This is a genomic window from Variovorax sp. LjRoot84 (assembly GCF_964254305.1).
Classification (GTDB): Bacteria; Pseudomonadota; Gammaproteobacteria; order Burkholderiales; family Burkholderiaceae_C; genus Variovorax.
Window position 1 is genome coordinate 1862397 of sequence record NZ_CAXUTE020000001.1, and the last position, 24873, is coordinate 1887269.

The following is a 24873-nucleotide window of genomic DNA, read 5'->3' on the forward strand; positions in this document are numbered from 1 at the left end:
CACCCACCCTCGATAGGAGCCTCCCATGCCCGTAGTGCAGCAAGGCAGTATCAATACGACTGCCCTCATCGTCCCGGACCTTTACGTCCAAATCGTTCCGCCGCAGGTGCAGCTGCTCAACGGCGTGCCCACGAACATCCTCGGCGTCGTCGGCACCGCGCAATGGGGCCCGACGAACTCGCCGGTGATCCTGGGGAGCATGCAGGACTACGCCCTGCAATTCGGCGCCATCCAGAACCGCAAGTACGACATGGGCACGATCATCGCGACGGCCGTGCTGCAGGGCGCCGCGAACTTCCGCGGCGTGCGCGTGACGGACGGTACCGACGTCGCAGCGACCATCCTGATCCAGACCAGTTGCCTGACGCTGACCGCCAAATACACGGGCACCCTGGGCAACAGCATCGTTGCGTCAATCGGGCCCGGCAGCGCTGCGGCCACCTCGCGCATCTCGATCGGCATGCCCGGCCGCGCACCCGAGGTCTTCGACAACATCGCGGGTTCGGGCAATGCGCTGTGGGTCAACATGGCAGCCGCGATCAACGCTGGCCAGGCCGGCGGCCTGCGCGGCAAGTCCGACATGGTGGTTGCCACGGCCGGCGCCGGCGTCGCAGCTCCGACGACCGCGAGCTACACGCTGGCCAGCGGCACCGACGGCGCGACCACCATCACCGGCGCCACGCTGATCGGCTTGGACACGGGCACGCGCACCGGCATGTATGCGCTGCGTGGTACCGGCGCGTCGATCGGCGTGCTTGCCGACTGCGACACGTCCAGCACCTGGACCACGCAGGTCGCCTTCGGCTTCTCCGAGGGCATCTACATGATCGGCGTGGGCCCGGCCGGAGACACCATCGCGAACGCGGTGAGCACCAAGGCCTCGGCCGGCATCGACGCATACCCGTTCAAGCTGCTGCACGGCGACTGGATCCTCTGGGCGGACCCGGTTGCAGGTGTCACGCGTCTGGTTTCGCCGCAGGGCTTCTCGGCCGGCCGGCTGGCCAACCTCTCGCCCGAGCAGTCCTCGCTCAACAAGCCCCTGTTCGGAATCGTGGGCACCCAGCGCAGCCAGCTGAATCAGGTCTACGGCTCCGCCGAGCTGCAGGCGCTCTTCCAGCCGAACATCGATCTGATCTGCAATCCGATCCCCGCGGGGAATATGTTCGGCGCGCGCCTGGGCCACAACTCGAGCACGAACCCGGTCATCAGCGGCGACAACTACACGCGGATGACGAACTACATCGCCTACACGCTCAACGCGGGGATGGGTCGGGTCGTCGGCAAGCTGCAATCGATCCAGCCGAACGACCCCACGCGCCGGGAGGTGACGGCCACGCTGTCGGCCTTCCTGCAGGCGATGGTCGACCAAAAGATGATCGACGAGTTCAGCGTCATCTGCGACCTGAGCAACAACCCGCCGAACCGCCAGGCCTTGGGCTATCTGCAGGCCGACGTGAAGGTCCGCTACCTCTCGGTCATCGAGAAGTTCCTCATCAACCTGGAGGGCGGCCAATCGGTGCAGGTCGCACGCCAGCAAACCATCGCTGCGGCGTAACAGGAGAAGCACATGCCGATGAATGGACAAACGGTCGGGCGCGACGTATCGCTCGACTTCATGACGTCGCGTGGCCTGTTGGTCATTGCCGCGGCCGCCATCACCAACTTCACCAGCGCGCCGGTGACCACGAATACCGCGAGCAAGGGCATGGACGGGATCACTCGCTACGGCGTCTTCCCCGACGGTTGGCAGGGTAGCCTCGACATCGACCGTCTGGGCAGCGGGCTCGATGCCTACTGGGCTCAGATCGAGGCCGACTTCTACAACGGGGTCAACATCCTGCCGGGCACGATCATGGAGACCATCCAGGAGCCGGACGGTTCGATCACCCAGTGGCGCTACATCGGCGTGATGTTCGACTTCAAGGACGCCGGCAGCAAGGTCGCGAACCAGCTGGTCAAGCAGAAGCTGAGCTTCATGGCCGCCCGCCGGCTGCAGGTGTCCTGATGACCGGACTGAACGTCACGATGATGGAAGAGACGCCCTCGGCGCAGGTGGTGAAGGCCGCCAACGCCGAGCACGTGGTCGTCGGCGGTGGCCGCAGGATCACCTTGAAGCGGCCGGGGGTCCTCGCGCAGTTCAAGGTCGTCGAGATGTTGGGTGGCGCCGCTGCATCGAACGGCGTTTTCATGGGCATGGTCTTCCCGATCCTCTACGTGGTCGCGATCGACGGCGACCCGGTTCCCCGTTGCACGACGCGCCTGGAGCTCGAAGCGCTGATCCAACGCCTCGACGAAGACGGCGTCGCCGCTGTGATGAACGGCGTGGAGGAGCACTGGGGCAACCCAGATCCCGAGAAGGACAAGGCCGCCGTAAAAAACTAGGGCAGGCCACGGTCTTCCGGGAATGCATGTGGCTGGTCAAGCACAACGTCCCGTTTGACGTGGCCTTCCAGATGGACGATGTGACGCGCACCGCGATGTGCATCGTGCTGGCGGAGATGGAAGGCGGCGAGTTCGACTGGGACTCGATGTGCTGGAAGGAGCCGAGCAATGGAACTTGATAGCTTCGGCGCGCTCGGCGCCCACTTCGCGCGGCTGGCTGTCGCCGGCGAGGCTGTGTCCCACCACGTAGCCGCGGAAGGCGCGAAGGCCATCCAGGCCGACGCGAAGAGCCGTTTCGGCGTCTACCAAGATGGCGAGGGTGGCTTCCCCGCGTGGGCGAACCTCGCACCGGCCACGGTCGATGATCGGATCCGGCTGGGCTTCACGCCCGACGATCCGCTGCTGCGCTCCGGCACGCTTCGCGATTCGATCAAGGTGACGGCCGTGGGGAGCGAGGCCGCGGTGGGAAGCACCGACCCAGTGATGCTCTACCAGGAGCAGGGGACCTCGAACATCCCGCCGCGGCCGGTGCTCGGGCCCGCGGGCTTCAACTCGAAGAAGACGGTAGCGCCGATCGCGGCACGCACGCTGGTCGCATGGATCTGTGGGATCGGCTGGCGCAAGCCGCGGATCAATCTCGAGGACCTGTGAAGGCCAGGAGCGAGACGATGCTCCAGAACACCGCGAACCAGAACCAGCCCATCTCGCGCCAGGTCATTCGCTTGTAGCGCCACCAGAGCGATGGCTGCGGATGCAGCTGCCGCTGGTGCTCCTTGCGCAGGTCCGGGTACTGCACCCAGCTGACGCGCTCGGCGAGCCACTCATGCACACGAATTTTCATGCTCAGCCGCATGGAAACCTCTCAAGTTAGGGCGCCCCGATGTTCGAAGCCTATTCCGTCGCCGTCACGCTCCGACTGAACAATCTGGTGTCGCCGCAGCTCGCGCTGCTGGCGCGCGAGATGGAGAAGCTGGAAGCCCTGTCGGTGACCCTGAAGTCTACGCTTCGGGCTGCTGGACAGGAATCGGCAGGCCTGCGCGCCGTGGCCGCCGCTGGCAATGCATCCGCAGTGGCCCTGGAGCGCGCCACGCGGAGCGCGCAGTCGCTGCAGGCGCATCTGGCGGCCGTGCGCGCGACCTCGGCGTCGATGCCTGCCATTGCCCCGCACATGGGGGGCGGCGGAGGTGGAGGCGGCGGGCCGCGCGTGATCCCCGGCGCTGGCGGAGGAGGTGGGGGAGGTGGGGGAGGTGGCGGCGGTGGAGGTGGTGGAGGTGGTGGCCACGGCCGCAACCAGGGCGGCTTCCACGGCGGAAACATCCACATGGGCCCCGGCGGGATCGGCATCGGCTCTGTCGGCCTGAACGCCGGCAATGCGTTCGTGCCGCTGGCCGTCACCGCGGGCATGCTGTACGGCGGGCATTCGCTCTATGAAGCCGCACGCGACTACGAGACGGCGGCTACCCGCTTCAAGACGCTCAACCTCGGCGCGGAGGTCAACAAGCAGGCCAACGACTTCGCACGCGGCACGCGCGTCTTCGGCGTCGCCAGCAAGGACCTGATGGACACGGTGCGCGAGTCCGTGGGCATGTTCGGCAGCATGCCCAACGCCGTGAAGCTCGCGCCGATGATCGCCCAGCTCAATGCCGCCAATTCCGGCCTCTTCGGCGGCAAGATCGGTGGCATCGACGAGGGCGCGGCGCGCTCGCTAATGCGCTTCAACGACATGCGCGGGCTCACCGACTCGCCGCAGGACTTCATGCGCGGGCTCAACCTGGCCCAGCGCATGGTCACCGGCTCCGGCGGCGCGCTCAAGTTCTCCGACCTCGAGCAGATGGCGAAGCGCGGCGGCGCGGCCTTCAAGGGCCTGAGCGACGAGGGCATCATGATGCTCGGCACGCTGGCGCAGGAGCAGGGCGGGGCGACCACCGGTACCGCACTGATGTCGCTGTACCAGAACCTGGTGGCCGGCCGCACGACGAAGAAGACGATGGCCGCGCTGTCCGAAGCGGGTCTCGTGACGCTCGGCTCGGTGATGCACGGCAGCGTAGGCGGCAAGCCCTACAGCACGACGCAGATCACGGCCATCAAGGACGAGAAGATGCTGCGCGAGAACCCCGCGCAGTGGCTGATGACCTATGGCACGGCCGCGGCGAAGGCAGCCGGCGCCACCACCGACTCCGAAATCATCTCCTTCATGAACAAGCTGGTGTCGAACCGCACCGGCAGCAACATGGCGGCGAACTTCACGACCCAGCAGATGCAGGCGCTGCGCGACCAGCGGCTCATCAAGGGCGCGATGGGCGCCGAGGACACCGTCGGCGCCTGGAAGAAGACGCTGGGCGGCAAGGAGGCGGAGTTCGTCGCCTCCTGGAACAACTTCAAGACCGAGTTCGGCACCGCGGCCCTGCCGGCGTTCTCGAACATGCTGACGAACGCCGCGGGCTTCCTGCGCGGCGTGTCGGGCTTCATGGAGCGCAATGCTGGCCTGATCAGCGCGATGGGCACCGGCATCGGCTGGCTCGACAAGTACTCGCCGACTGGTGTCGTGAAGAACGCGGCCGGTGCGGTCATGGACCTTTTCGGCGGCGCGAAAGGGGAGTCCTGGGGCGGCGAAGGTCGGCGTGGCGTCGTCGGAGGCGGCGGCATCGTCGGGAACAGCACGGGTGGCGGCGCTTTCACCGGCTACCGCGTGCCGCGCGGCGCGCAAATGGTGCAGGTGGAGAGCACGGTCAATCTCGACGGCAAGGCGATCGGCCGCGCGGTGACCACGCACCAGTCGAAAGAGCTGCAGCGCCCAAGCACGGGCCCGCGCACTGCCGACGGCCGGATGTCGCTGCGCGCGTTCGACATCGCCACGGGAGGCTGACCATGGTGGATACCGTACTGCTGCTCGGCCCGTTCGAATTCAGCAATCTGGAGGTGCCGGAGTCGCTGACCCTGGGCGGCGCGCAGAGCCTGGCCAAGCACAAGTTCCCAGGCGGCGCTCGAAACGTCCAGGCGCTCGGCCCCGACCACGCGCCCATCAGCTGGGGCGGGCTGATGCTCGGCGAGACCGCGCTCGATCGCGCAAAGGGCCTGGATTTCCTGCGCATTCAGGGCAATCCGTTGTCCCTGACGTTCTTCGACAGCACGTACACGGTGGTGATTGAGCGCTTCGAATACACGGTCGAGCGCTACTACAAGGTCGGCTATCGGATCACCCTCGAAGTCGTGTCCGACGACAGCCAGCCGGTGCAGGACATCCCGCCGTCAGGCTTCGACACGGCGATTCAGGCGGACTCCGACTGGATGATGGGCATGGCCCCGGAGATCGGCGACAGCCTGCTCACCAGCGCGATCAGCACGCTGGATTCGGTGGTCGGCAGGGTGGGCAGCTTCGCCGCGGCCGGCCTTTCGACAATTTCTGGCGTGCTCGGTGCCATCTCGGCGGTTTCCTCGCGCGTCACCGTGCTCACGGCCGGCGTGCAGAACACCGTGAACTCGGTCGGTGTGATCGGCGGTGTGCTACCGAACATGCCGCTGCCGGCCCAGATCAGCACCATGGCTTCGCAGGTGCTCGCAACCGCCCAGTACCCCATGCTGCTCAACATCGGCAGCGTCGCGACGCGCATGGGGCGCAACGTCAGCGCGGCGAACCTGCAGAGCTCGACGCGCGAGCGCCAGGTCGCCGGCGGCACGCTGTTCGGCATTGCTGCCGAGGAATACGGCGACGCCACGCGCTGGCCGGCGATCGCCCAGGCCTCGGGCATCAAAGAGATGGTGTTGAGCGGCGTGCAGACGCTGAAGATCCCGGCGAACCCGCAGGATTCGGGCGGAGTACCTGGCCAGTGAGCGGCGAATCGGTATCGAGCGCGACGGCCCCGCGCGTCGCGGTGTTCGCCAATGGCGAGCGGCTGGCTGGCGTCGATAGCTTCGAGGTCGACAACAACACCTTCTATCACGCGGACACGTTCCGCCTGACCCTCTGTCTCAGCGAGCAGGCCGCCAATCGCGACTGGAACTGGTGGTCGCTGCAGACGGAAATCGAGATCGAGATCATGTCCGGCTATCCGCAGGACCCTGCGGACGTGCGCCGCGAGGACCTGACGTCGCTCCTGGTCGGCTTCGTCGATGACATCGAAATCGACCCGATTGCCGACGAGATCGTCATGGCCGGGCGCGACCTGACCGCGCGCTTCATCGACACGAAGACCATCGAGAAGTACCAGAACCTCACTGCCTCGCAGGTGGCGACGAAGCTGGCGCTCGAGCACGGGCTGACACCGGTGGTGACCGAGACGCAGGGGACCGTCGGCAGCTACTACCAGATCGACCACGTGGCCATGCAGGACGATCGGCCGCAGTGGGATGTGCTGACCTACCTCGCCAACGTCACCGGCAGCGTGGTCTACGTGAAGGGGCGCGAGCTGCACTTCGAGCCGAAGCCCGACCCAGCGGTCGAAACCCCGTACGTGCTGCGCTGGCAGCCGCCGAATGCCGATTCCGCCTCGCCAGTGTTCAACGCGATGAAGCTCACGGTGCAGCGCAACCTGACGGTAGCCAGGGACATCAAGGTCACGGTGCGCAGCTGGAACCAGAAGCAGAAGAAGGGCTTCACGGTCACGGCAAACCGCGTGAAGGTCCGGAACAAAACCACCAGCAAGGTGGTGCGCCCGGTCGGCCCGCCGCAGCAGTACTCGTACTTCTTCCCGAACATGACGCCAGACGAGGCGCAGAAGAAGGCGAACCAGCTGCTGAAGGACATCAGCGAGCACGAGGTGAACCTGAATGCCGACATCCCTGGCGACCCGGAGGTGGCCCAGGCGACAGTGCTGCGCCTGGAAGGCACAGGCACCGCGTTTGACCAGCTCTACTTCCCGGCGTCGGTCGTGCATTCGTACAACGACGGCACCGGGTACCGGACGGCCATTCGCGCCAAGAACTCGAGCCCAGAAAGCACGGTGCAGCCATGAAGGATTTCGAGAATGCAATGGCGGTGGCGGCGCAGCGCGCGGGCGATGCGAAGCAGAACTCGCGGCACGGCGTCGTCGACGCCTATGACCCGAACACCTTCAGCGTCAAGGTGCGGCTACAGCCCTCGGGCGTGCTGACCGGCTGGATTCCGATCGCGAGCTGCTTTGTGGGCAACGGCTGGGGCCTGTTTGCGGCCCCGACCATCGGCGATGCCGTGCAGATCGACTGCCAGGAGGGCGAGCTCAATGCCGGCGCGATGACCGGCTCGTTTTTCAACGACGAGGATCGCCCGCTGTCGGTGCCGTCCGGCGAGTTCTGGCTGAAGCACAAGTCCGGCAGCCTTCTGAAGTTCCTCAACAACGGTGACGTGGAGCTGGTCACGGACCGCGACCTACTGGCCACTGTTGGCCGCAACCTGACGGCCACCGCGACAGGCGCGGTTAGCGTCACGGGCGCGACCATCGCCCTCAATGCGGCGGGAGGCATCGCGCTCAACGGTCCGATGACGCAGGGCCTGGGCAGCAATGGAGGCAACGCGCACATCAAGGGGCCAATGCTTTCCGACGGGGAGGTGACCGCCGTCACCACACCGGTCCATGCTCACGCACACGGTGGTGTGACGCCCGGTGCCAGCAACACAGGCGGGCCCATTCCATGACCGACCTCTATCACTTCATCGGCGGGGACTTGGATGTCTCTGCCACCGGCGACGTGCTACAGGTCGAAGGCCTGGAACAGACCAGCCAGCGCATCCTGCGTCGCCTGCTCACGAACCAGGGCGACTACATCTGGCACCCGAACTACGGCGCCGGGGTGGGCAAGAAGATCGGCACGCTGCTCGACGTGCGCGCGATCACGGGCCTCATCCGCTCGCAGATCTTCCTCGAGGCGAATGTGGCGCGCACGCCCGCGCCGGTCATCACTGTCACCGAGATCTCGAACGGCATCTCGGTGCGCATCCAGTACTACGACGGCTCGACGGGCAAGCTCGCGACGCTGGCTTTCGACGTGAACCGCTGACCAGGGAACGGCATGGCTCTCAATACCAAGGATTTCGCGACCATCGTCAGCGACCAGGTCACCGCCATTCAGGCGGCGTCGGCGCGGCTGATCGACACCACGATCGGCTCGATCATCCGGTCGGTGGCCGAGGCGAATGCGGCGGTGGTGCTCTGGATTCAGAGCCTGATCGTCTATCTGCTGTCGGTCACGCGCGCGTCGACGGCAACGGGCACAGACCTCGACAGCTGGATGGGGGACTTTGGGGTCACGCGATTGCCGGCGGTCGCGGCAACGGGCAACGTCACCTTCGCCCGCTTCACCTCGACCAATCCCGCGACGATCCCGGTCGGCGCGCGGGTGCAGACAGGCGACGGGTCGCAGATCTTCGAGGTGATCGCAGACACGACGAATCCGGCCTATGCCGATGGCGTCTACACCGTCGCGGCGGCCGTGGCGAGCCTCAACGTGAAGGTTCAGGCCGTGACGGCGGGCGCGGGCAACAATGTGGTGATCGGCGCGATCAACACGCTGGCCACGGCCATCAGCGGTATCGACACGGTGACCAACGCCGCGGCCTTCACCAATGGCGCCGATGCCGAGAGCGACGCGGCATTGCGCACGCGCTTCGTTGCCTTTGTGGCCAGTCTGTCCAAGGCGACCAAGGAGGCCGTCGGCTACGCGATCACGAGCCTGCAGACAGGTCTCCAGTACACGCTGGTCGAGAATCAGCAGTACCCCGGTACAACTGACTACGGCTATTTCTACGTGGTGGTCGACGATGGGACCGGAACGCCCGGCGGCACGCTGCTGACGAGCGTGGCGAATGCGATCGAAGCCGTGCGGCCCGTGACGTCCCGCTTCGGCGTGTTCGCACCAGTCGTGGTGAATGCCACGGTGGTGATGACGGCGACCATCGCCGCAGGATATGACCCGGTCGCCACGAAGGTGCTGGTCGATCTCGCGGTCACGAACTACATCAACGCCTTGGGCCTGGGCCAGCCCCTGCCGTACACGCGGATCCTGCAGGTGGCCTATGACGCGTCGCCGGGCGTGACCAACATCAGCGCGCTGACGGTGAACGGCGGCACAGCCGACATCGCGGCCACCGCGAAGCAGGTAGTCAAGGCCTTGACCGTTACGGTGAACTGATGGCGACCGGCGACCAAAGCGATTTCCTTTCGCGCATCAAGTCGACGCTGCCGCCGTGGTTCACCGACGTCACGCCGATCCTCGATGCGTTGCTGTCCGGCCTGGCCGCCGCGTGGGCGAACATCTATGCGCTCTACCTCTACGCCCAGCTGCAGACGCGCATCAAGACCGCGACTGACGGCTGGCTCGATCTGATCGCCGGCGACTACTTCGGCACGCGCATCGCTCGCAAGGCGAACCAAACGGACGTGAGCTTCCGCGCCGTGATCATCGCCAACCTGTTCCGCGAGCGCGCGACTCGCGCTGCGCTCATCCAGGTGTTGACCGAACTGACCGGCCGTGCACCGATCGTCATCGAGCCGCAGCGCCCGGCTGATTGCGGCGCCTACGGCGTGCCCACCAGTGGCTACGGCGTCGCTGGCTACTACGGCTCGCTGCTGCTGCCATCGCAGTGCTTCCTGATCGCCTTCAGGCCGGCCAGCACGGGCATCCCGAACATCGCGGGCTATAGCAACCCGCCGGCCGCGTACAGCACCCCTTCACAAGGCGGCATGTACGCCAGCTTGTCGATGATCCTCGGCCAGGTCACGGACGCTGACATCTACGCCGCGATCGACAGCGTGAAGCCCGTCGGCACCGTCATCTGGACCACGATCCAGAGCTGATCTTTCCCACTTTTCAACGGCCCGCAGGCATCTCGCCTCGCGGGCCTTTTTCATGGAGCTTCGATGGACCGCAACATCAACTATCCCGGGCAGGTGCCGCTCGAGCAGGACCTGCTGAAGACCAACCAGTTCACCATGATCGGGCTGTCGAAGCTGGCGGCGGCCATCCTCGGCGTGGCGTCGTGCGTGAACGGTTTCGCGACCTCCCAGACGGTCGTGCCGTCGATGGCGGTGCTGGTGCAGCCGGGCGAGATCTACAGCCTGCAGAACCTGGAGGCCACCGCGTACAGCTCGCTACCGGCGGACACCACGCACAGCATCATGAAGCAGGGGGTGGCGCTCGACACGCAGACGATCGCGGTGACCGCGCCTGGCACGGCAGGCTTCAGCATCAACTACCTGATTCAGGCGTCGTATCAGGAGACCGACACCGGCAGCACGGTGCTCCCGTACTACAACGCGAGCAACCCGTCGGTGGCGTATTCCGGCCCGGCGAATAGCGGCACCGCGCAGCCCACTACGCGGCACGGCGGGGTTGTGATCTCGGCAAAGGCTGGCACCGCAGCGACCACCGGCACACAGACCACTCCGGCACCAGATGCCGGCTTCGTCGGCCTGTTCGTCGTCACCGTGGCCAACGGCGCGAGCACGGTGGTCAACGCGAACATCAGCCAGTACGCGCTGGCACCGTTCATCCCTTCGTTCTACACGCGCGGCATCGCTCGATTCACATCGAACGGTACGTGGATCTGCCCCTGGTACGTCACGACGGCCTATTTGACAGGCGTGGCGGGCGGCGGCGGCGGTGGCGCTGGCGCCGGCGGCGCTGGAGGTGTTGTGGGCGCCGGCGGCGGTGGCGGCGGCGCAGGCCAGGCGGCCATTCGCACTCCAGTGACCGTGGTGCCTGGGACGGCGTATGCAATCGCGGTGGGGGCAGCTGGTGCAGCCGGCGTGGCACCTGGGACTGGCGTGTCCGGCGGCAGCGGCGGCAACGGCGGCAACACCACGTTTGGTGCCTTGCTCACGCTGACAGCCGGCGGCGGCGGCAGCGGTGGAACCAACGGCTCTGGGCCAACGCCGGCCGGGCAGGGGGGCACTGGCTTCCCGCGCGGCAGTTACGGCAATGACTCCAACAACAACAACGCGAGCGCGGGCGGCGGCCCTGGTGCGTCGAGCCCGTTCGGCGGTGGTGGTGGCCTCGGCCGCGGTGGCAATGGCGGTGGCATCGCGGGCTTTGACGCTGCAGGCTTCGGCGCGGGTGGCGGTGGTGGTGGCGGCCAGTACCAGTTCCCTGGCAGCGGTGTGGGCGGCAACGGCGGCGCCGGATCCGCTGGGTTTGGCCTGATCGAGTGGTAAGGAGAGCGAGATGAAGTACGCCCTGTTCGATAAAGCAACCGGCGCCGTGCGCCAATGGCAAGACCATGATCGATTCGGCTTCGCCGATGCGCCGCCCGACGAACTTCTGCAACTGCCTGACGACTTCGAGTTTCCAACGGTTCCGTGTTGGGTCATCGGCGGTGCAATCTCCCAGAGCCCATCGCCGGGGGTGACACCGACGGGTCCTACCCACGCCGAACTCGTCGACCGTGCGCGCGCCGAAACGCGTGCGCAGCGCCTCCCGATCATGAGCGTGCTGGACGGCCTGCAGATCTCTGCGGTCACGCTCGGAGACGGCGCGAGGGCCATGGTCATCGAGACCGCGAAGGCGGGGCTGCGAGGCTTGACCGAGGTCGATCTCAGTGCGTGCGTGACCTTCGAGGACATGCGCCTCGCGGTGAAAGCCCGCTATATCGAGATCGCCGGCGCCGTGCCGGTCGATATCAGGAAGGCTTTCGCAGAGGCCCTGCAATGACGTACCTGATCGTCTTGTCGCCGCTCGTGCTGGTGCTGCTCGGCCTCCGCGAGGGCCGCAACCTCTGGCTTTACTTCATCGCCGCCATGCGGCTGAAAGAGATGCGCGACGCGGGCACCTTGACCAAGGAACAGCGCTACCTCGGTTACAGCCTCCTTGCTGAGGGGCTGCTGCTCGACTTCGCGTTCAACGTCGTCTTCGGCAGCTGGTTTTTCTGGGAGCACCCATTCCGCCGCGAGTTCACGCTGTCGGCGCGCATCTGGCGCCTCAGCAATCTACAGCCGCACCCCGACAACTGGAGGCAGCGCCGCGCGCTGAGGTGGCGCAAGAAGCTGCTCGATAGCGGAGACCCCAAAGGCATTCACCAAGGCTGAAACCATGAACATCGAACTCGTCGACAACGCGCGCGCCTGGTGGAAGATGTACTCGGTACACGTCTTCCTGTTCATCGAAGCGATAGGCGTCTGGCAGGTGATCGCACCTTTCGTTTCCTGGGCGCTGCCGAACTGGCTGCTTGGAGTCATGGTGATGCTGGTGGCTGCTGCAGGCATCGCCGCGCGGCTCATCAAGCAGTTCAACCTGGCGCCGGCCGACGTGGGCTTGACGGTCGTTGGCCCCGCAGAACGGAGCGATCAATGAACGTCACCTTTCACGACGCGGGACACCGCGACGAGCTCGTCGAGAGCCTGGCCGTTGCGAAGATTCCAACCCCGATCGAGCAGGACCGCATCGAGGTCCGCGTGCTCACCCTGGTGCTGACCGCCTTCTTCATGGGCCATCTGCTGCAGGCTGTGGTCTACATCCTCGCGATCGATACCTCGACGCTGCACCGCGTCGCCGCCATGACGCATCAAGCCTGGCTGGTCGTGGCGCTGTTCGCTGTCGCCGCGCTCGCAACGCTGCCGCACGTCGTCTCGCTGCTATTCCTGCCGCGCCTGCTTGCGCACCGCCTGCCTCGCAAGATGGCGTGCTTCGCTGCGATGGGCACGGCAGTGCTCTGGTTCTACCTCGCGGCCCTGGCCAGGCCGCTCGACGAAGGGCCGCTCACCCTGATCTACATCTGCAGCGGTCTCGGCGCACTGGTCATCGCCGGCATCTTCGGCGTATCGCTCAACGCCCAGCAGCTGCGCACCCTCGCGGAGAAGCTCTTCCATGAAGCATAAAGCCCTTGTCCACGTTCTGATGGCGCTGTGGTGCCTATGCGCCGTGCGCGTGGTGTACGCGGCGAGCTTCACCCAGGAGCTTCGCGGCTTCGACTATGAGTCGTTGATGTGGGCAGCCGTCGCCGGCCTGCTCGGTGGAGCTTTGCGCACGATCTTCACGCTGGCCAACGACAACCGCGTGGTCTACAGCATCCTGAAGGAATCGCGGAAGGACCTGGTGGTCGCGCTGATGGCAGGCGCGCTGGCCTACCTGCTGCTAATCGCCATCGCCTCGAAGTATCCAGACCTGATCACGCGCGAGATCCGCATGCTCGTGATCATCGGTGCCGGCTGGTCCCGGGCATCGATCTTCAAGCGGCTCGACCAGATCGTCAGCAGCAAGCTCGACAGCGTGAACCAGAAGGCGCGCGACGGTGCGCCGATCGAGCCACCCAGTTCCGCGGCGGTGCCGCTCTCCGAGAAGTAGGCCACCATGAAGACCGGACCCGACGGCATCGCTGTGATGCACTACTTCGAGACGTGCAAGCTGCGCGCATATCCCGATCCCGGCTCGCCTCTCTTTGCAGCGCTGGTCCGTGCCGGCATCTATCCCTACGGGCTCACTGCAGTGCCTCCCGACCTGGCGCACCTGAGCGGCAGGCCATGGACGATCGGATGGGGCGACACCGGGCCGGACGTGGTGCCGGGAATCGAGATCACCCAGGACGAGGCTGACGAGCGCTTTGCGCGCCGCCTCAACCGCGAGTTCGAGCCGGGTGTGATGGATTGCGTGCAGCAGGAGATGACGCAGCGCCAGTTCGATGCGCTGGTCTGCCTGGCCTACAACATCGGGCTGCCGAACTTCCGCGGCTCGACGCTGCTTCGACGGTTCAACCTCGGAGACATCGCCACTGCATCGGCCCAGTTCCTGGTCTGGAAGAAGGCCGGCGGCAAGGTGATGTTGGGCCTGAAGCGCCGCCGCGCGGCCGAGCGCGCGCTGTTCGACGGCGAGAGTGGTCCCGTGGCCATCGCGATCGGCGCGGCGGTGAAGTCATGAGTGCGATCTGGTTGGCCATGTGGTGGCGTCCCTGGGGCTGGTGGTGAGCAAGGTCAAGCGTGTCGTGACCGTCGGCGGCCAGTTCTACGGTGTCACGTTCGAATGCCCTGGCTGCGGCTACTCGCACACCTTGCCAACCCAGGAAACTCCGCCTGGCGTGACAACCGCGCCGCGCTGGACGTTCAACGGCGACTATGACCGGCCGACACTCACGCCGTCGATCCTCTCGCGCGCCGAGACGTGGACGCCTCCGGTGACACCGGAAAATCTTGACGAGTGGAAGCGCGCACCGTGGCCGCAAGCGAAGGTCGCCGGTATCTGCCATAGCTTCGTGACGGATGGCCGGATTCAGTTCCTGGGCGACTGCACGCACGCGCTGGCGGGCCAGACGGTGGAACTCGAGGAGATTGGCGAATGATCACCTCGCAGCAACCCGGCGCGCCGCTGCCGTACTTCCTCGCCGAAGCGCTGGCGCACCCGACGCCTTACGACCACCCGCAGGATGCCGACAAGCCGGGCGGTCTGAGCCTCAACACCTGCATGGCCTGCAACAACGTTTTCCGCGGCGTGCCGAGCCGGGTCACCTGTCACGTCTGCGCGCGGCCGCCGGAGGTCGACGAATGCTGATCGCACTCGACTACGACGGGACCTACACCGCGGATCCGGACCTCTGGATTGGCTTCATCTCCGCCGCGCGCGCACGCGGGCACCAGGTGTGGCTGGTCACGATGCGCGACGAGTTCGAGGCCGCGGACGTGCACCGCCAGCTGCTCGGCAAGGTCGATCGCATCGTCTTCACCGGCCGGCGCGCCAAGCTGCCGTTCCTCCAGGCCCGTGGCATCAAGCCGCATATCTGGATCGACGACATGCCGCACTGGATCCTCAACAACGCGGCTCCGGCCGGCCTAAGGGCTGGCGGCGAGCTCGAATGGGACCACGCCTGATGAACCCCTTCTCGAAGTACATCGTCATTGGCCTGGGGATCCTGCTCGGGCTCAGCGCCCTGACGAACATCGGGCTGGCCAAGGCCTACCTGAAGCAACGGGACAAGGCCACAACCGCCATTTCCGACCGCGAAAGCGCGCGCGCCGCGGCCACGGCCTGCAGCGATGCGACCGAGGCCCTGGCCGAGCTTTCCAAGAAGCGTGCCGCCGAAGCTGAGGGCCGGCGCAAGGCTGCCGAGACCAAGGCCGAGCTGGCCGAGGCCAAGGCGCAGAAGCTGCTGCAGACCGAGCCGAGCGTTCCCGGCGATGACTGCCGCAGCGCGCAGGCGCAGATGGACGACTGGCTCACTTCAAGGGGTGCGAAATGAAGCGACTCGCGATCTTCGGCCTGCTCGTGCTCACCGGCTGCTCGACCACCGGCGGAGCGCTGATCACCAAGGTGCCAGTGCCCATCCCGTGCCAGGAGTCGATGCCCTCGCGCCCGGCCATGCCCACGGAAGGCTTGAAGCCCGGCGGCAAGCTCTTCAAGTCGACCACGGCCATGCAGGCGGAGATCGAGCTGCGTGAAGGCTATGAAGGCAAGTTGCGCACGGCCCTGGCCGAATGCATCGCACCGATCAAGCCAAGCGTCCCATAGCGAACGCGCGCACTCAGCCGGTTTCCGACCCACCCCCCTCAAGCCCGCCACTGTGCGGGCTTTTTCTTTTCCTGGACCACCATGAAGCACCTCTTTCTCGCAGTAGCCATCGCGATCGTCGGCCACGCCCATGCGGAGACGCTCGGGCCCGAGTGGATCAAAGTCGCCAAGGAGGGGGGCGCGTACACGCTGGTCCCGAAGCGGATCGTGAAGTACGGCGCCGAAGGCAAGTACTTCCAGAAGACGCTGCAGGGCACCTTCACCTGCGACAACGAGGTCTTCGGCGACCCAGTGCCCGGCACGGCGAAGGCGTGCTTCGCCAAGTCCCCGGGCTACGTGCCGCCCGAAGGCCAGGCGCCAGCGGCAGGGACCAAGCTGGCAGAGCAGGGCAAGCCCTTTCAGGTCGGTGCGCCGACGCTCGTGTCCTTCGGTCGAGCCACCACGACCGGCGGCCAGTACCTGCGGGATAGCGCGCGCGTCGAGAAGGTCGTCACCGGCTCCGGCGTCTGCTCCGCGGAGTTCTTCGGCAAGGACCCGGCGCCCGGCTTCGCAAAGAACTGCTTCTCCTACGGCGCCGCGCCCTCGACCCCGGCGCCGCCGGTAGTCACGCCGCCCAATCCTCCGACGACACCACCAACGTCGCCCGTGGGGGCGGACATCGTGGATGCCCAAGGCAACGTCGTCCAGTCGGCCTACCAGGCGATGGCGATGAAGCTGACGACCGACGAAGGCGTGCAGTACCGGTTCGGCTCGCCGGCCAGCAAGACCGGCATCAAGGCCATGCAGGAGCGCCCGGACAAAGGCACTATGAGCGGCATCGGCAGCGTCTACCAGCTCGGCACCGAGAACGACACGAACAACATGTACGTGTCGATCCATGCCGCGGCGATCGGCGTGCCGGTGCAAGGTCGATCCGTGAAGAGCGCGGTTGCGTGGTTTCAGCAGCAGGCGACTGACCGGCGCACGTTCCAGCAGCGCCCGCAGATGCTCTGGCAGGACCGACGTCTACTGCCGCCTTCTGTGATCGACTACCTATCGCAGGGTGTCCTTGCCGCCGACGATGAGGCCGATCTCCCGGTGTGCGAGCACCGAGCTGAGAATGCAGCGGACAGTCCCGCCACGCGCCTTTCGCTGGTCTGCACCCGCGGCAGCGCAAGCAAGCCGGCCACGCTGTTCACGGTGGGCACCTACACGGCGCAGAACCGTGCCTCCATGAAGTTCCACCTCGGGTTCACCCCGACGGCCATTGCCGTAACGGGCGGCGGCGAGTTCGCCTTGGTGTCGGGCTGGAACTGGAAAGAGTACAAGGGCCAGATCGTGGTGGTCTCCCTGGGCGCCGGCCCTGAAGGCTGGAAGCTTGGCCAGCCCCGCTACGACTGGTGGCACGGCTGGATGGACGGCATGAAGCCCGGCTTCGTGGACCAGGGCAACTACGTCTTCATGAAGCCGATCGGCGTGGTCGACCTCCCGTTTAAGGCCCCGACGTCGATCGTCGCAACGACCGGCATCCACCCCTACACCTCGATGCTGAAGTACGACAGCGCGGGGCACATCTCGAGCTTTCAGCTTCTGGCGTCGCCGATGGCCGCGCACCGCACTCAGATGCTGCCTGGTGGCGAGGACTACGAGCGCTATGCCAAGGGCGGCATTGCGATCGTGGCTTCAAAGTCCGAGAAGCGGGTCGCCTTCATCGACCTCGCTCCACTGTTCAAGTACACGAACGACATGTACCTGGGCAGCGCCGCCTCGAATCTGGAGACTCAGAACGTCGGTCTGGCCGCCAACCAGTGGCCGTACCCGCTGGCGGACAAGCCGCAGGCGATGCCGGTGGTTGTGAAGACCGAGACACTCGCCAAGCGCCCATCGGCGCTGTGGATCATGCCGACTCGCAGCAGTTGGGGCGAGCAGGAGCGCATCCCTGGGGCATTTGGGCCGCCATTCTTCCGCCAGGTCAACAGCAAGCCCACTGCCGCTGTAGCGACTGAGGACGGAGATCTGATCTTCTACGGTGTCGGCCGATACGCGCCGGGCGTGAAGCCCACGCAGCCGGTGCCGGCCGACATCGAGCAGGTCGGGAGCATGAGCGGGATCGGCGACAACATCACCCATTTGGCCGCCGCGAAGGACTACCCCGGCGAGGACGACCCGATCAACCAGATGATCCTGTTCACCGATCGGGCGAATCGGGCCTGGGGTTGGGTGAAGCTGACGGTGAACGACAGCACCGGCGCGGTGAGTGGGACGGTTCTGCGCCGGATGGCAGACGCCGGCATCGACCCGATCATGGTGACGATGGCCGACAACTACTCCACCAAGGGCAACGTCGTCTCGGTGGCCGACTACTCAGGCGCGGGGATCGTCAACTACCGCTTCGGCGACGTGATCTACCCGGATCGCAACAGCGGCTTCTGCACGGCGGCCGGCCAGTGCCCGACGCTCGAGCCGGTAGGGGAGCGGGCGGGCAAACTGAGCCTGCCCTTTAAGCCAACCCACATTCATGGGTCGAACGTGCCCTGAGTCAAAGTTCCTGCTGTCACACAGAGCCCCCAGCTTCGGCTGGGGGTCTTTTTCGTTGGGGCGCGGCCTACGAGAGCCAGTCCTTGACCAGGCGCAGCGGCGCGGTGGCCTTCCAACTCGTGGAGCTCCGCAAGGCGGCAATCTCGGCGCCAAGCTCGGCGCCAAGCGCGTGCAGTTGTGAAGCTGCTGATGCGCGCTCGCTATCGCGGGCACTGCGCTCGGCCTGCAGTGCATTCTCAGTGGCCGCCAAACTGCTTTCCAGCGCCGCGATCTTGGCGATCAATGGGGCGATGGGATCAGGGACCTCGGCGACCGGCGGCGGGTTCCGCACGTACCGATCGAGAAAGTCGGCGATCTGCGATTCGTCGAAGGCGCCCACGATCGCCGGATAGTCGAAGTGCACGATGTGCTCGTGCATCACGCCATAGGCGTCGCCCGGATCATGCAAGTTCTTCGCCCCCGTCTTGCCGACGGCATAGAGGACCGGAAAGCGGGCGCGCAGCGCGTCAAGAAAATCCGGCACGCTCATGCGCCGGAACGCGTTCAGGCACCAGTGATTGAGCTCCAGCGTCACGACCGGCTTGTGCGTCGCGATCGTTTCGGCAAGGCCGGCGATCACGTCGAGCTCGAAGCCCTCGACGTCGATCTTGATGAAGCCGACAGGCTGCTCGAGCTGGGCGGCCAGGATGTAGCTGTCACCCTGCAGGATCTTGATCGGCTCGACCGTGTGCCCTGGGAGGTGCTGGTCGGTGACGAACCCGCCCGACCGATTGCTCGGGTGGAAAACGATCTCGTGATTCGCATCCGCGCGACCGAGGCCGGCATTGACTACCTCGACGTTCCCGCTTGTGCCGGCGGCGATGTTCTTGCGCAGCAGCGCGAAGGTGCTCGGCGACGGTTCGAAGCAGATCACCTTCCTGGCCAGCGTCGACAGCAGCAGGCCGGTGCATCCGATGTTCGCGCCGATGTCGAGCGCCAGGGCATCCGGCTGCACCAACGTGCGAAAGAGCGTCACGCTCTCGGGCTCGAAAACGCCGTTCAGGTTGTCGAGATAGATGTCGTCGGAGGTGACCTGGAAGGTCCGATCGCCGATCAGCACCGGGAGAGTTTTCTCAGCGCGTTCCGTCATTCTTCTTGCTGTCTCTGATCTGTGGGCGGCCAGTGTAGTCCCTGCCATACTGCGCCGATGAAGATCGGCAAGTACACGGTTTCACCCAAGGCGGTTCATATCGTTGGGCGCGGTTTCTTCGGCACAGCCGAGGTGCGATGGGAGGAGGGCGATTCGACCTACGAGACCACGATGCACTTCGGCGAGCCGTTCGCGACCGAGGAAGAAGCGAATCTGCATGCCCTACAGCAGGTCGAGCTACGGGTGAGGGATGGCGTCGGGGTCCACTGACTGAGCGCTATTCGCTGGCGTCCCAAGCCTCCCGGGCCACCTCAACAGGATCACGGTTCGGGTTCTGGTCATAGAGCTCACCAGCAAGGTCCAAGACCTGATGCGGATCTGCGTTGCCTTCGGCCAGGCGCAGCCACTCGTCCAAGAAAGCATCCAGCCACTGGTTCAGCGGATCTCTGTGCAGGAGAGGGATGGTCACTCGTGCAGCTCCGCGCGGATGACGTCGCCGACAGTGTGCTCGGTGCACTGAGGATCGACGAACCGGTCGGCGACCGCGGCGGACTCGTCCACGCCGGCCATCCAGAAATCCACCAGCATCTGGTCGAGCTTGTCGCCCTCCTTGATGAGGCCCAGGCGCGCGGCATGCGCGGCGGCGATGGCGACCGGATCCTTGCCCACGGGGTCTGCGTCTTCGTTTTCCATGCGCGGCATCCTAGCGCGCGCGCCCGCCGTCATCCATCGGCCCCGGGACGCACCACCAGCGCTGATGGACCTTCTCGTTCAGCCCGGCAGCCTCGTGCCCGGCGATGAGGAAGCCTTCCTTGACCAGTTTGAGCTGTGGATACCAGAGCTCGGGTATCAGCGATTGGACCTCGATCTTCGGGGAGGGGTAGAGCCTGGCCACGAGCTCGTGCTGGGGCGACAGCGAGCCCCGGTGCGTGATGAGTAGCCAGCCGAACACGCCCCCAGCGCGCGCCAGCTCCGGAGGCAGCCGCTCGGCATGCCGGTACAGGCGATAGACGGTGCAATACACTGGATAAGCATACAGCTTTCCGTTTGCCAGTCACCTGCAAAAAGGCCCGCACACTGCGGGCCTGATCAGGTTGCAATCGACAGGACTAGGCGCCGAGATTGGGCCGCGGCCTCTTCTCAGACAAGCGAAGCGTCGGCTTGTTCGCGCTCAGCAGAAGGATCTTGTCGAGTGCCGGCAGGGCGGCCGGATCCCTCTTCTGGAAATAGGCCGGACCATTGATCGGCATCCACTTCTCGGCCATCAGCTTCCGAAACGCCGCCAAGAATGCGTCGGGGTACAGGTTCGCCTCGACCTCCCTGCCGTCGGGGAAGGTGTGCGTGTACTTGAACAGCTTCGTCGTGTCGATGTCGCAGCTTTCACGGAGGTACTTGCAGAGCATCTTCGCCTGAGAAATGTCCGGCATCAGCTTCTCAGGCAGCCGGTATCCGTTGACCTCCATCGGACCGACCATGAAGTTCGTCATCTCCTGCAGCGCCGAGAAGTAGCCACGAGGGATTTTGTGGAGGTTGATCATGTGGCGTTCGAGGTGGTACGGCAGCTTGGTAGGAGCGTGCTTGCCCGACAGCCATTCGTGCACCCACTTCGAGACCTGCACCGCGAATTTAGGCGACAGCCATTGCGCGAGATGGAGCGCGACCTGAGGGTGCACCCAGGTGCCCTGGAGGTGCGGTTCGCCACCCTTGATTACCTGGACGATTTCCGATGCCGGGATTCCGGCATCGGCCGAAAGCTCCTGTACAAAGGCTTTCGTGCTATCAATTCCATAGTAATGGCTGAACTTCTTGCCCGCTGCCTTGCACATGGCGGTGGCGTTGATGTACCCGTCCGCGGCACGCTGGTCGATGACCGACTCGGCCACCTTGTGTGGAATGAGGGCAAGGGAAAACTGATGAGATGGCGCAGGCATTGGGATTCCTCCATAAAAGCCTGGCGTCGAAGACTGTTGTTACGATTTGCTCGTTGATTTCGAGAATGAACGCAACATACAATCCTCTTCGCTCGTTACAAATTCCGAAGTTGGTCCGGCAAGACTGTTGACTTCGGGGTTGAGCCTAGATACCGGCCTGAGGGTCGGTATTTTTTTTGGCTGAAGCGATCGGGGTGCTATTTATGCGCCATACGATCCGCGCAGATGATAACCAAATCCACTCCACTGCGGCTGTGGAAAATTTCTAACGGGATTTGTGTTGATATTCCTGTGGATAAGTGAAGAAATGTGGGCTGTGTTGCGGACTTAGAGTATTCCTGTTACGGCGCTCACCTCCTAAACAATTGGTCTGGATGGGTGGGGTGCCGGCAGGATGCGAAAGAATTCACGCGGCGAGGTCCATCACAATGCGCGGATGTGCAGCCACTACCAGGCCGAAAAGCGCCGCAAGCAGCTGGAGAAGCGGTTCGGGATCTCCCTGCCGCCGGATTGGGAGCCGCCGCCGGGCGGCCTGCACATCTACCCGACCTACAAAGCGCCGTTCATCCGTCGGCCGCCCGAACGCGAGTCGGGCGACGAGGCGGTGCCCGAGATCGAGCTGGTTGAAGGGCACTTCGGTCTGCTGCCCGGCTTCGCCAAGGACATCGACTATGGGAAGCGGACTTACAACGCCCGCAGTGAGACCGTCGACCAGCTGGCCAGCTTCAAACACGCCTGGGCCAAGGCCAGGCACTGCATCATCCCGTGCGAGGCGATCTACGAGCCGGATTGGCGCACAGGCGGCGCGATCCCGACCAGGTTCACCGCGGCCAATGACGAAACGCTGGCCGTCGCCGGCCTGTGGTCGCCTTGGAAGAACCCGGCCGGCGAGTGGCAGCTCAGCTTCACGATGCTCACGATCAACGCGGACACGCACCCGTTGTTCATGCACATGCACCGCCCGGACCTGAAGCGGCCACCGGAAATGCAAGACAAGCGCATGGTGGTGATCCTGCCCGAGGCGCAGTACGAGGAATGGCTCGATGCGCCGGTCGAGCGCTCGCGCGACTTCCTCAACCAGTACCCGGCCGAGCGCCTGCTGATGACGCCCGAGCCGCTGCCGCCGAAGGTGCCGAAGCCCAAGCCTGAGCGCGCGCAGCCGAAGAGTCCACCGCCGGCGGAGCCGACGCTGTTCTAGGGCCTCACTGTAGGGTCACCGAACCGGGTGGCTCATCCGCGGAGGCATACACCAGGTCGAACTCGAAGACCGCGGCGGGATTGCATGTGCAGGGCGCGGCGGCGCCCCCACAGTCGCAACCGCCCTCGGTGATCACGTCCGAGGGGCGGTCCATGTGGTTTTCGCAGACCCAGCCCGAGCCAAGACAGTGGACGCAATTCAGCGAGCTCATGTCGCGCGGGCGCGTGTCCGCGCAGGCCTCTTGGTCGCCTGCGCAGTCGAGCTCGGCGGCGCTCGTTTGGCAGGCTTCCGGCCGCCGAGAGCCCGGAGCGACTGGATCAACTGCTCCGTATCGGCGTCGAACTTGGCATCGCGGTGTTTGGCGGGCATGACGGCCTCCTTTGCAGCTGATTTGCGCATTTGGCCGACAGCCGCGGTGTAGGCAAAGTGTGAACCTAAGTGCACATGCTTCACCTACGCGACTTGGCTCCGATGCTTCTCGACGAACGGCCGCTGGACGTCGAAGAGCCGGGCTGGATCTACGAGATCAAGTTCGATGGATGGCGTCTGATGGCGCGGTTCGGAGACGGCAAGTGCGAGCTGCGCACCCGCCAAGGTGCCAACGCCACAAACTGGTTCCCCGAGATTTCCCAGGCGCTGGCCAGCGTGGAGGGTGGTCCCTACGTTACGGACGGGGAGGGGTGTGTGCTCGACGAGATGGGCCGCAGCGACTTCGATCGCTTCCAGGATCGTGCGCGGCGCCGGCGCTGGTACGAGGGCGCGGACCCCGTCGTCTATTGCGTCTTCGACCTCCTGGTCGACCAGGGCGCCGACATCACTCAGCTGCCACTCATCGAACGCAAGAAGCGCCTGGCCACGCTGTTCAAGAAGCCGCCGCCGAGCGTGCTGCTCGTGGGCCATTTCGACAACGAGGCGCACGACATCAACAGCATCTTCCGCGAGGCGGTGGTGCCCTTCGAGCTCGAGGGCCTGGTGGCGAAGAGGAAGGACAGCGTCTACGTGCCCGGCGTGCGGACCAGCAACTGGGTGAAGGTGAAGAGGAAGAACGCGATCCCAGCGCAGCGCTTCAAGCGCGGGCCGAAGAGCAAGGACATCTCGATCGGCCTGTAGCCCTCAGCTGCGCAAAGCGTCCTTTTCGGCGTCGCTTTGGCGGCTGTCTGCGTAAGCCTTTGATTTATCTTGTATTAATTCGATCTTGTAGCCGTCCGGATCCGTCACGAAGGCGATCACCGTGGTGCCGCCCTTGACGGGGCCGGCCTCGCGCGTGACGTTGCCGCCCACGGCCTTGATCTTCTCGCAGGCCGCATAGGCATCGGGCACGCCGAGCGCGATGTGGCCGTAGGCCGTGCCGAGTTCGTAGCTTTCGGTGCCCCAGTTGTATGTCAGCTCGATCTCGGCCTGGGCCGGGTTGCCCTCGTAGCCGACGAAGGCCAGGCTGTACTTGTACTCGGGGTTCTCCGAGGTGCGCAGCAGTTGCATGCCGAGCACTTGCGTATAGAAGTCGATCGAGCGCTGGAGATTGCCAACGCGCAGCATGGTGTGGAGAAGTCGCATCTCGTGGGGTGGTGCAGAGTGGTTGTCGCCGGCGATTGTCGGTTCAGGCGCGGCCGGCGAGTGTCAGCAAATGCGCTTCGTGCTTCTGCAGGAAGGCGCGCAGGTGCTGTGGATACTCGGGCACCACGGCATGGCGCACGCTGGGGCGTTCCGCGAGCGCCTTACGCCAGGCGCGCACTTTCGGCGTCGCGTCGAAGATGTGCGAATCGCTGATCTGGTCGAAGACATCGAAGTAGCGAAAGATCGGCGCGAAGACCGCATCGACCAGGCTGAAGCGCGTGCCGGCGAAGTAGGGCCCATCGCCCAGCGCGGCCTCGACGCGTGCGAACTTGGCAACGAGCGCCTGCCGCTTCTGCTCGAACACTTCGGCATCGCGCGTGGTCTCGTAGCCCCACAGGTCCGCGAGGATCGCGGAGCCGAATTCCATCCATGCCCGGTGCTCGGCGCGCGCGAGCGGGTCTTCAGGATGCAGGCGCGGGCCGGGCTGGGTTTCTTCGAGGTATTCGCAGATCACGTTGCTTTCGAACAGAACGGCTTCCTTGCCGTCGGCCTGCGGCACCCGCAGCAGCGGCACCTTGCCGAGCGGCGAGATTTTGACGAACCAGTTCGGCTTCTGCGCGAGGTCGATCACGACGCGTTCGAAGGCTACGTCCTTTTCGAGCAGCGCGATCGCGGCGCGCTGGACGTAGGGGCACAGCAGGTGGCTGACGAGAGTGAGTTGGGCGGTCATGCGTGCTTTCGTGTTGTTCAAGTGAATCAAA

Annotated in this window: 36 protein-coding genes; 28 read left to right on the top strand and 8 right to left on the bottom strand. The window is 65.3% G+C overall.

Annotated elements, in window-relative coordinates; genetic code table 11:
* The first annotated feature begins 25 nt into the window (after positions 1-25).
* The 5 genes from ACSQ9I_RS09640 to ACSQ9I_RS09660 are packed head-to-tail and all read left to right on the top strand — an operon-like array spanning position 26 to position 3033.
* Positions 26-1555 carry a phage tail sheath C-terminal domain-containing protein gene (locus tag ACSQ9I_RS09640; RefSeq protein ID WP_436313015.1) on the top strand — a complete coding sequence of 510 codons (1530 nt, stop codon included), beginning with the start codon at positions 26-28 and terminating at the stop codon, positions 1553-1555.
* 12 nt (positions 1556-1567) lie between these two features.
* Positions 1568-2005: a hypothetical protein gene (locus ACSQ9I_RS09645; protein ID WP_436313016.1), complete on the top strand. Its 438-nt coding sequence runs from the start codon at positions 1568-1570 to the stop codon at positions 2003-2005.
* Positions 2005-2382 carry a hypothetical protein gene (locus tag ACSQ9I_RS09650; RefSeq protein ID WP_436313017.1) on the top strand — a complete coding sequence of 126 codons (378 nt, stop codon included), beginning with the start codon at positions 2005-2007 and terminating at the stop codon, positions 2380-2382. Before ACSQ9I_RS09645 ends, ACSQ9I_RS09650 begins: the two co-directional genes overlap by 1 nt.
* Before the next feature lie 26 nt (positions 2383-2408).
* Positions 2409-2561, top strand: coding sequence for a hypothetical protein (locus tag ACSQ9I_RS09655; protein ID WP_436313018.1), 153 nt, complete (start codon positions 2409-2411; stop codon positions 2559-2561).
* Complete coding sequence (locus ACSQ9I_RS09660) at positions 2551-3033, top strand: hypothetical protein (RefSeq protein WP_436313019.1); 483 nt, start codon at positions 2551-2553, stop codon at positions 3031-3033. Before ACSQ9I_RS09655 ends, ACSQ9I_RS09660 begins: the two co-directional genes overlap by 11 nt.
* Here ACSQ9I_RS09660 and ACSQ9I_RS09665 read toward each other — a convergent pair.
* Entirely contained in the window at positions 3014-3223 is a 210-nt protein-coding gene (locus ACSQ9I_RS09665) for a hypothetical protein (protein WP_436313020.1), read from the bottom strand. The genes ACSQ9I_RS09660 and ACSQ9I_RS09665 overlap by 20 nt on opposite strands.
* Positions 3224-3262: 39 nt before the next feature.
* On the opposite strand from ACSQ9I_RS09665, the gene ACSQ9I_RS09670 reads away from it, so the two are divergent.
* The 20 genes from ACSQ9I_RS09670 to ACSQ9I_RS09765 all read left to right on the top strand — a co-directional run bounded on the left by ACSQ9I_RS09670 (position 3263) and on the right by ACSQ9I_RS09765 (position 18300).
* Positions 3263-5248 (top strand): hypothetical protein, encoded by a 1986-nt coding sequence (locus ACSQ9I_RS09670; protein WP_436313021.1) that lies wholly within the window; start codon positions 3263-3265, stop codon positions 5246-5248.
* A 2-nt stretch (positions 5249-5250) separates the two neighbouring features.
* Positions 5251-6213 (top strand): LysM peptidoglycan-binding domain-containing protein, encoded by a 963-nt coding sequence (locus ACSQ9I_RS09675; protein ID WP_436313022.1) that lies wholly within the window; start codon positions 5251-5253, stop codon positions 6211-6213.
* A complete protein-coding gene (locus ACSQ9I_RS09680) occupies positions 6210-7334 on the top strand; it encodes a phage late control D family protein (protein WP_436313023.1) in 1125 nt (374 codons plus the stop codon). Before ACSQ9I_RS09675 ends, ACSQ9I_RS09680 begins: the two co-directional genes overlap by 4 nt.
* A complete protein-coding gene (locus tag ACSQ9I_RS09685; protein ID WP_436313024.1) occupies positions 7331-7993 on the top strand; it encodes a phage baseplate assembly protein V in 663 nt (220 codons plus the stop codon). The genes ACSQ9I_RS09680 and ACSQ9I_RS09685 overlap by 4 nt, the downstream gene beginning before the upstream one ends.
* Entirely contained in the window at positions 7990-8355 is a 366-nt protein-coding gene (locus ACSQ9I_RS09690) for a phage tail protein (RefSeq protein WP_436313025.1), read from the top strand. The genes ACSQ9I_RS09685 and ACSQ9I_RS09690 overlap by 4 nt, the downstream gene beginning before the upstream one ends.
* A gap of 12 nt (positions 8356-8367) precedes the next feature.
* Positions 8368-9486 carry a baseplate J/gp47 family protein gene (locus ACSQ9I_RS09695; protein ID WP_436313026.1) on the top strand — a complete coding sequence of 373 codons (1119 nt, stop codon included), beginning with the start codon at positions 8368-8370 and terminating at the stop codon, positions 9484-9486.
* The gene (locus ACSQ9I_RS09700) at positions 9486-10151 is read left to right on the top strand and encodes a hypothetical protein (RefSeq protein ID WP_436313027.1); all 666 of its coding nucleotides are present in this window, start codon (positions 9486-9488) and stop codon (positions 10149-10151) included. Before ACSQ9I_RS09695 ends, ACSQ9I_RS09700 begins: the two co-directional genes overlap by 1 nt.
* Positions 10152-10214: 63 nt before the next feature.
* Entirely contained in the window at positions 10215-11507 is a 1293-nt protein-coding gene (locus ACSQ9I_RS09705; protein WP_436313028.1) for a hypothetical protein, read from the top strand.
* A gap of 10 nt (positions 11508-11517) precedes the next feature.
* Complete coding sequence (locus ACSQ9I_RS09710; RefSeq protein WP_436313029.1) at positions 11518-12003, top strand: hypothetical protein; 486 nt, start codon at positions 11518-11520, stop codon at positions 12001-12003.
* Positions 12000-12377: a hypothetical protein gene (locus tag ACSQ9I_RS09715; protein ID WP_436313030.1), complete on the top strand. Its 378-nt coding sequence runs from the start codon at positions 12000-12002 to the stop codon at positions 12375-12377. The genes ACSQ9I_RS09710 and ACSQ9I_RS09715 overlap by 4 nt, the downstream gene beginning before the upstream one ends.
* A gap of 4 nt (positions 12378-12381) precedes the next feature.
* Entirely contained in the window at positions 12382-12642 is a 261-nt protein-coding gene (locus tag ACSQ9I_RS09720; RefSeq protein ID WP_436313031.1) for a hypothetical protein, read from the top strand.
* Positions 12639-13166, top strand: coding sequence for a hypothetical protein (locus ACSQ9I_RS09725; RefSeq protein WP_436313032.1), 528 nt, complete (start codon positions 12639-12641; stop codon positions 13164-13166). Before ACSQ9I_RS09720 ends, ACSQ9I_RS09725 begins: the two co-directional genes overlap by 4 nt.
* On the top strand, positions 13156-13632 hold the full coding sequence (locus tag ACSQ9I_RS09730) for a hypothetical protein (RefSeq protein ID WP_436313033.1): 477 nt from the start codon (positions 13156-13158) through the stop codon (positions 13630-13632). Before ACSQ9I_RS09725 ends, ACSQ9I_RS09730 begins: the two co-directional genes overlap by 11 nt.
* A 6-nt stretch (positions 13633-13638) precedes the next feature.
* Positions 13639-14202: a lysozyme gene (locus ACSQ9I_RS09735; RefSeq protein ID WP_436313034.1), complete on the top strand. Its 564-nt coding sequence runs from the start codon at positions 13639-13641 to the stop codon at positions 14200-14202.
* Between the two features lie 43 nt (positions 14203-14245).
* On the top strand, positions 14246-14620 hold the full coding sequence (locus ACSQ9I_RS09740; RefSeq protein WP_436313035.1) for a DUF6527 family protein: 375 nt from the start codon (positions 14246-14248) through the stop codon (positions 14618-14620).
* On the top strand, positions 14617-14829 hold the full coding sequence (locus ACSQ9I_RS09745) for a hypothetical protein (protein ID WP_436313036.1): 213 nt from the start codon (positions 14617-14619) through the stop codon (positions 14827-14829). Before ACSQ9I_RS09740 ends, ACSQ9I_RS09745 begins: the two co-directional genes overlap by 4 nt.
* Entirely contained in the window at positions 14823-15146 is a 324-nt protein-coding gene (locus tag ACSQ9I_RS09750; RefSeq protein WP_436313037.1) for a hypothetical protein, read from the top strand. Before ACSQ9I_RS09745 ends, ACSQ9I_RS09750 begins: the two co-directional genes overlap by 7 nt.
* On the top strand, positions 15146-15514 hold the full coding sequence (locus tag ACSQ9I_RS09755) for a hypothetical protein (RefSeq protein WP_436313038.1): 369 nt from the start codon (positions 15146-15148) through the stop codon (positions 15512-15514). The genes ACSQ9I_RS09750 and ACSQ9I_RS09755 overlap by 1 nt, the downstream gene beginning before the upstream one ends.
* Positions 15511-15783 carry a hypothetical protein gene (locus tag ACSQ9I_RS09760; RefSeq protein WP_436313039.1) on the top strand — a complete coding sequence of 91 codons (273 nt, stop codon included), beginning with the start codon at positions 15511-15513 and terminating at the stop codon, positions 15781-15783. Before ACSQ9I_RS09755 ends, ACSQ9I_RS09760 begins: the two co-directional genes overlap by 4 nt.
* Before the next feature lie 81 nt (positions 15784-15864).
* A complete protein-coding gene (locus ACSQ9I_RS09765; protein WP_436313040.1) occupies positions 15865-18300 on the top strand; it encodes a hypothetical protein in 2436 nt (811 codons plus the stop codon).
* Between the two features lie 67 nt (positions 18301-18367).
* Here ACSQ9I_RS09765 and ACSQ9I_RS09770 read toward each other — a convergent pair whose 3' ends face one another.
* Positions 18368-19294 carry an FkbM family methyltransferase gene (locus ACSQ9I_RS09770; protein WP_436315732.1) on the bottom strand — a complete coding sequence of 309 codons (927 nt, stop codon included), beginning with the start codon at positions 19292-19294 and terminating at the stop codon, positions 18368-18370.
* 192 nt (positions 19295-19486) lie between these two features.
* Here ACSQ9I_RS09770 and ACSQ9I_RS09775 point away from each other — a divergent pair, with 192 nt between their 5' ends.
* Positions 19487-19699: a hypothetical protein gene (locus ACSQ9I_RS09775; protein WP_436313041.1), complete on the top strand. Its 213-nt coding sequence runs from the start codon at positions 19487-19489 to the stop codon at positions 19697-19699.
* A gap of 7 nt (positions 19700-19706) precedes the next feature.
* On the opposite strand, the gene ACSQ9I_RS09780 is transcribed toward ACSQ9I_RS09775, so the two are convergent.
* The 4 genes from ACSQ9I_RS09780 to ACSQ9I_RS09795 all read right to left on the bottom strand — a co-directional run bounded on the left by ACSQ9I_RS09780 (position 19707) and on the right by ACSQ9I_RS09795 (position 21360).
* Complete coding sequence (locus ACSQ9I_RS09780) at positions 19707-19898, bottom strand: hypothetical protein (RefSeq protein ID WP_436313042.1); 192 nt, start codon at positions 19896-19898, stop codon at positions 19707-19709.
* Complete coding sequence (locus tag ACSQ9I_RS09785) at positions 19895-20122, bottom strand: hypothetical protein (RefSeq protein ID WP_436313043.1); 228 nt, start codon at positions 20120-20122, stop codon at positions 19895-19897. The genes ACSQ9I_RS09780 and ACSQ9I_RS09785 overlap by 4 nt, the downstream gene beginning before the upstream one ends.
* Before the next feature lie 10 nt (positions 20123-20132).
* Positions 20133-20453 (bottom strand): hypothetical protein, encoded by a 321-nt coding sequence (locus tag ACSQ9I_RS09790; protein WP_436313044.1) that lies wholly within the window; start codon positions 20451-20453, stop codon positions 20133-20135.
* A gap of 85 nt (positions 20454-20538) precedes the next feature.
* Positions 20539-21360, bottom strand: a complete 822-nt coding sequence (locus ACSQ9I_RS09795) for a KilA-N domain-containing protein (RefSeq protein ID WP_436313045.1) — start codon at positions 21358-21360, stop codon at positions 20539-20541.
* Positions 21361-21754: 394 nt separating this feature from the next.
* Between ACSQ9I_RS09795 and ACSQ9I_RS09800 the strand changes: the two genes are divergently transcribed.
* Positions 21755-22558, top strand: coding sequence for an SOS response-associated peptidase (locus ACSQ9I_RS09800; RefSeq protein ID WP_436313046.1), 804 nt, complete (start codon positions 21755-21757; stop codon positions 22556-22558).
* A gap of 471 nt (positions 22559-23029) precedes the next feature.
* On the top strand, positions 23030-23668 hold the full coding sequence (locus ACSQ9I_RS09805; RefSeq protein ID WP_436313047.1) for an ATP-dependent DNA ligase: 639 nt from the start codon (positions 23030-23032) through the stop codon (positions 23666-23668).
* 3 nt (positions 23669-23671) lie between these two features.
* On the opposite strand, the gene gloA is transcribed toward ACSQ9I_RS09805, so the two are convergent.
* A complete protein-coding gene (gloA, locus tag ACSQ9I_RS09810; RefSeq protein WP_436313048.1) occupies positions 23672-24112 on the bottom strand; it encodes a lactoylglutathione lyase in 441 nt (146 codons plus the stop codon).
* A gap of 43 nt (positions 24113-24155) precedes the next feature.
* The gene (locus tag ACSQ9I_RS09815) at positions 24156-24842 is read right to left on the bottom strand and encodes a glutathione S-transferase family protein (RefSeq protein WP_436313049.1); all 687 of its coding nucleotides are present in this window, start codon (positions 24840-24842) and stop codon (positions 24156-24158) included.
* Positions 24843-24873: the final 31 nt, after the last annotated feature.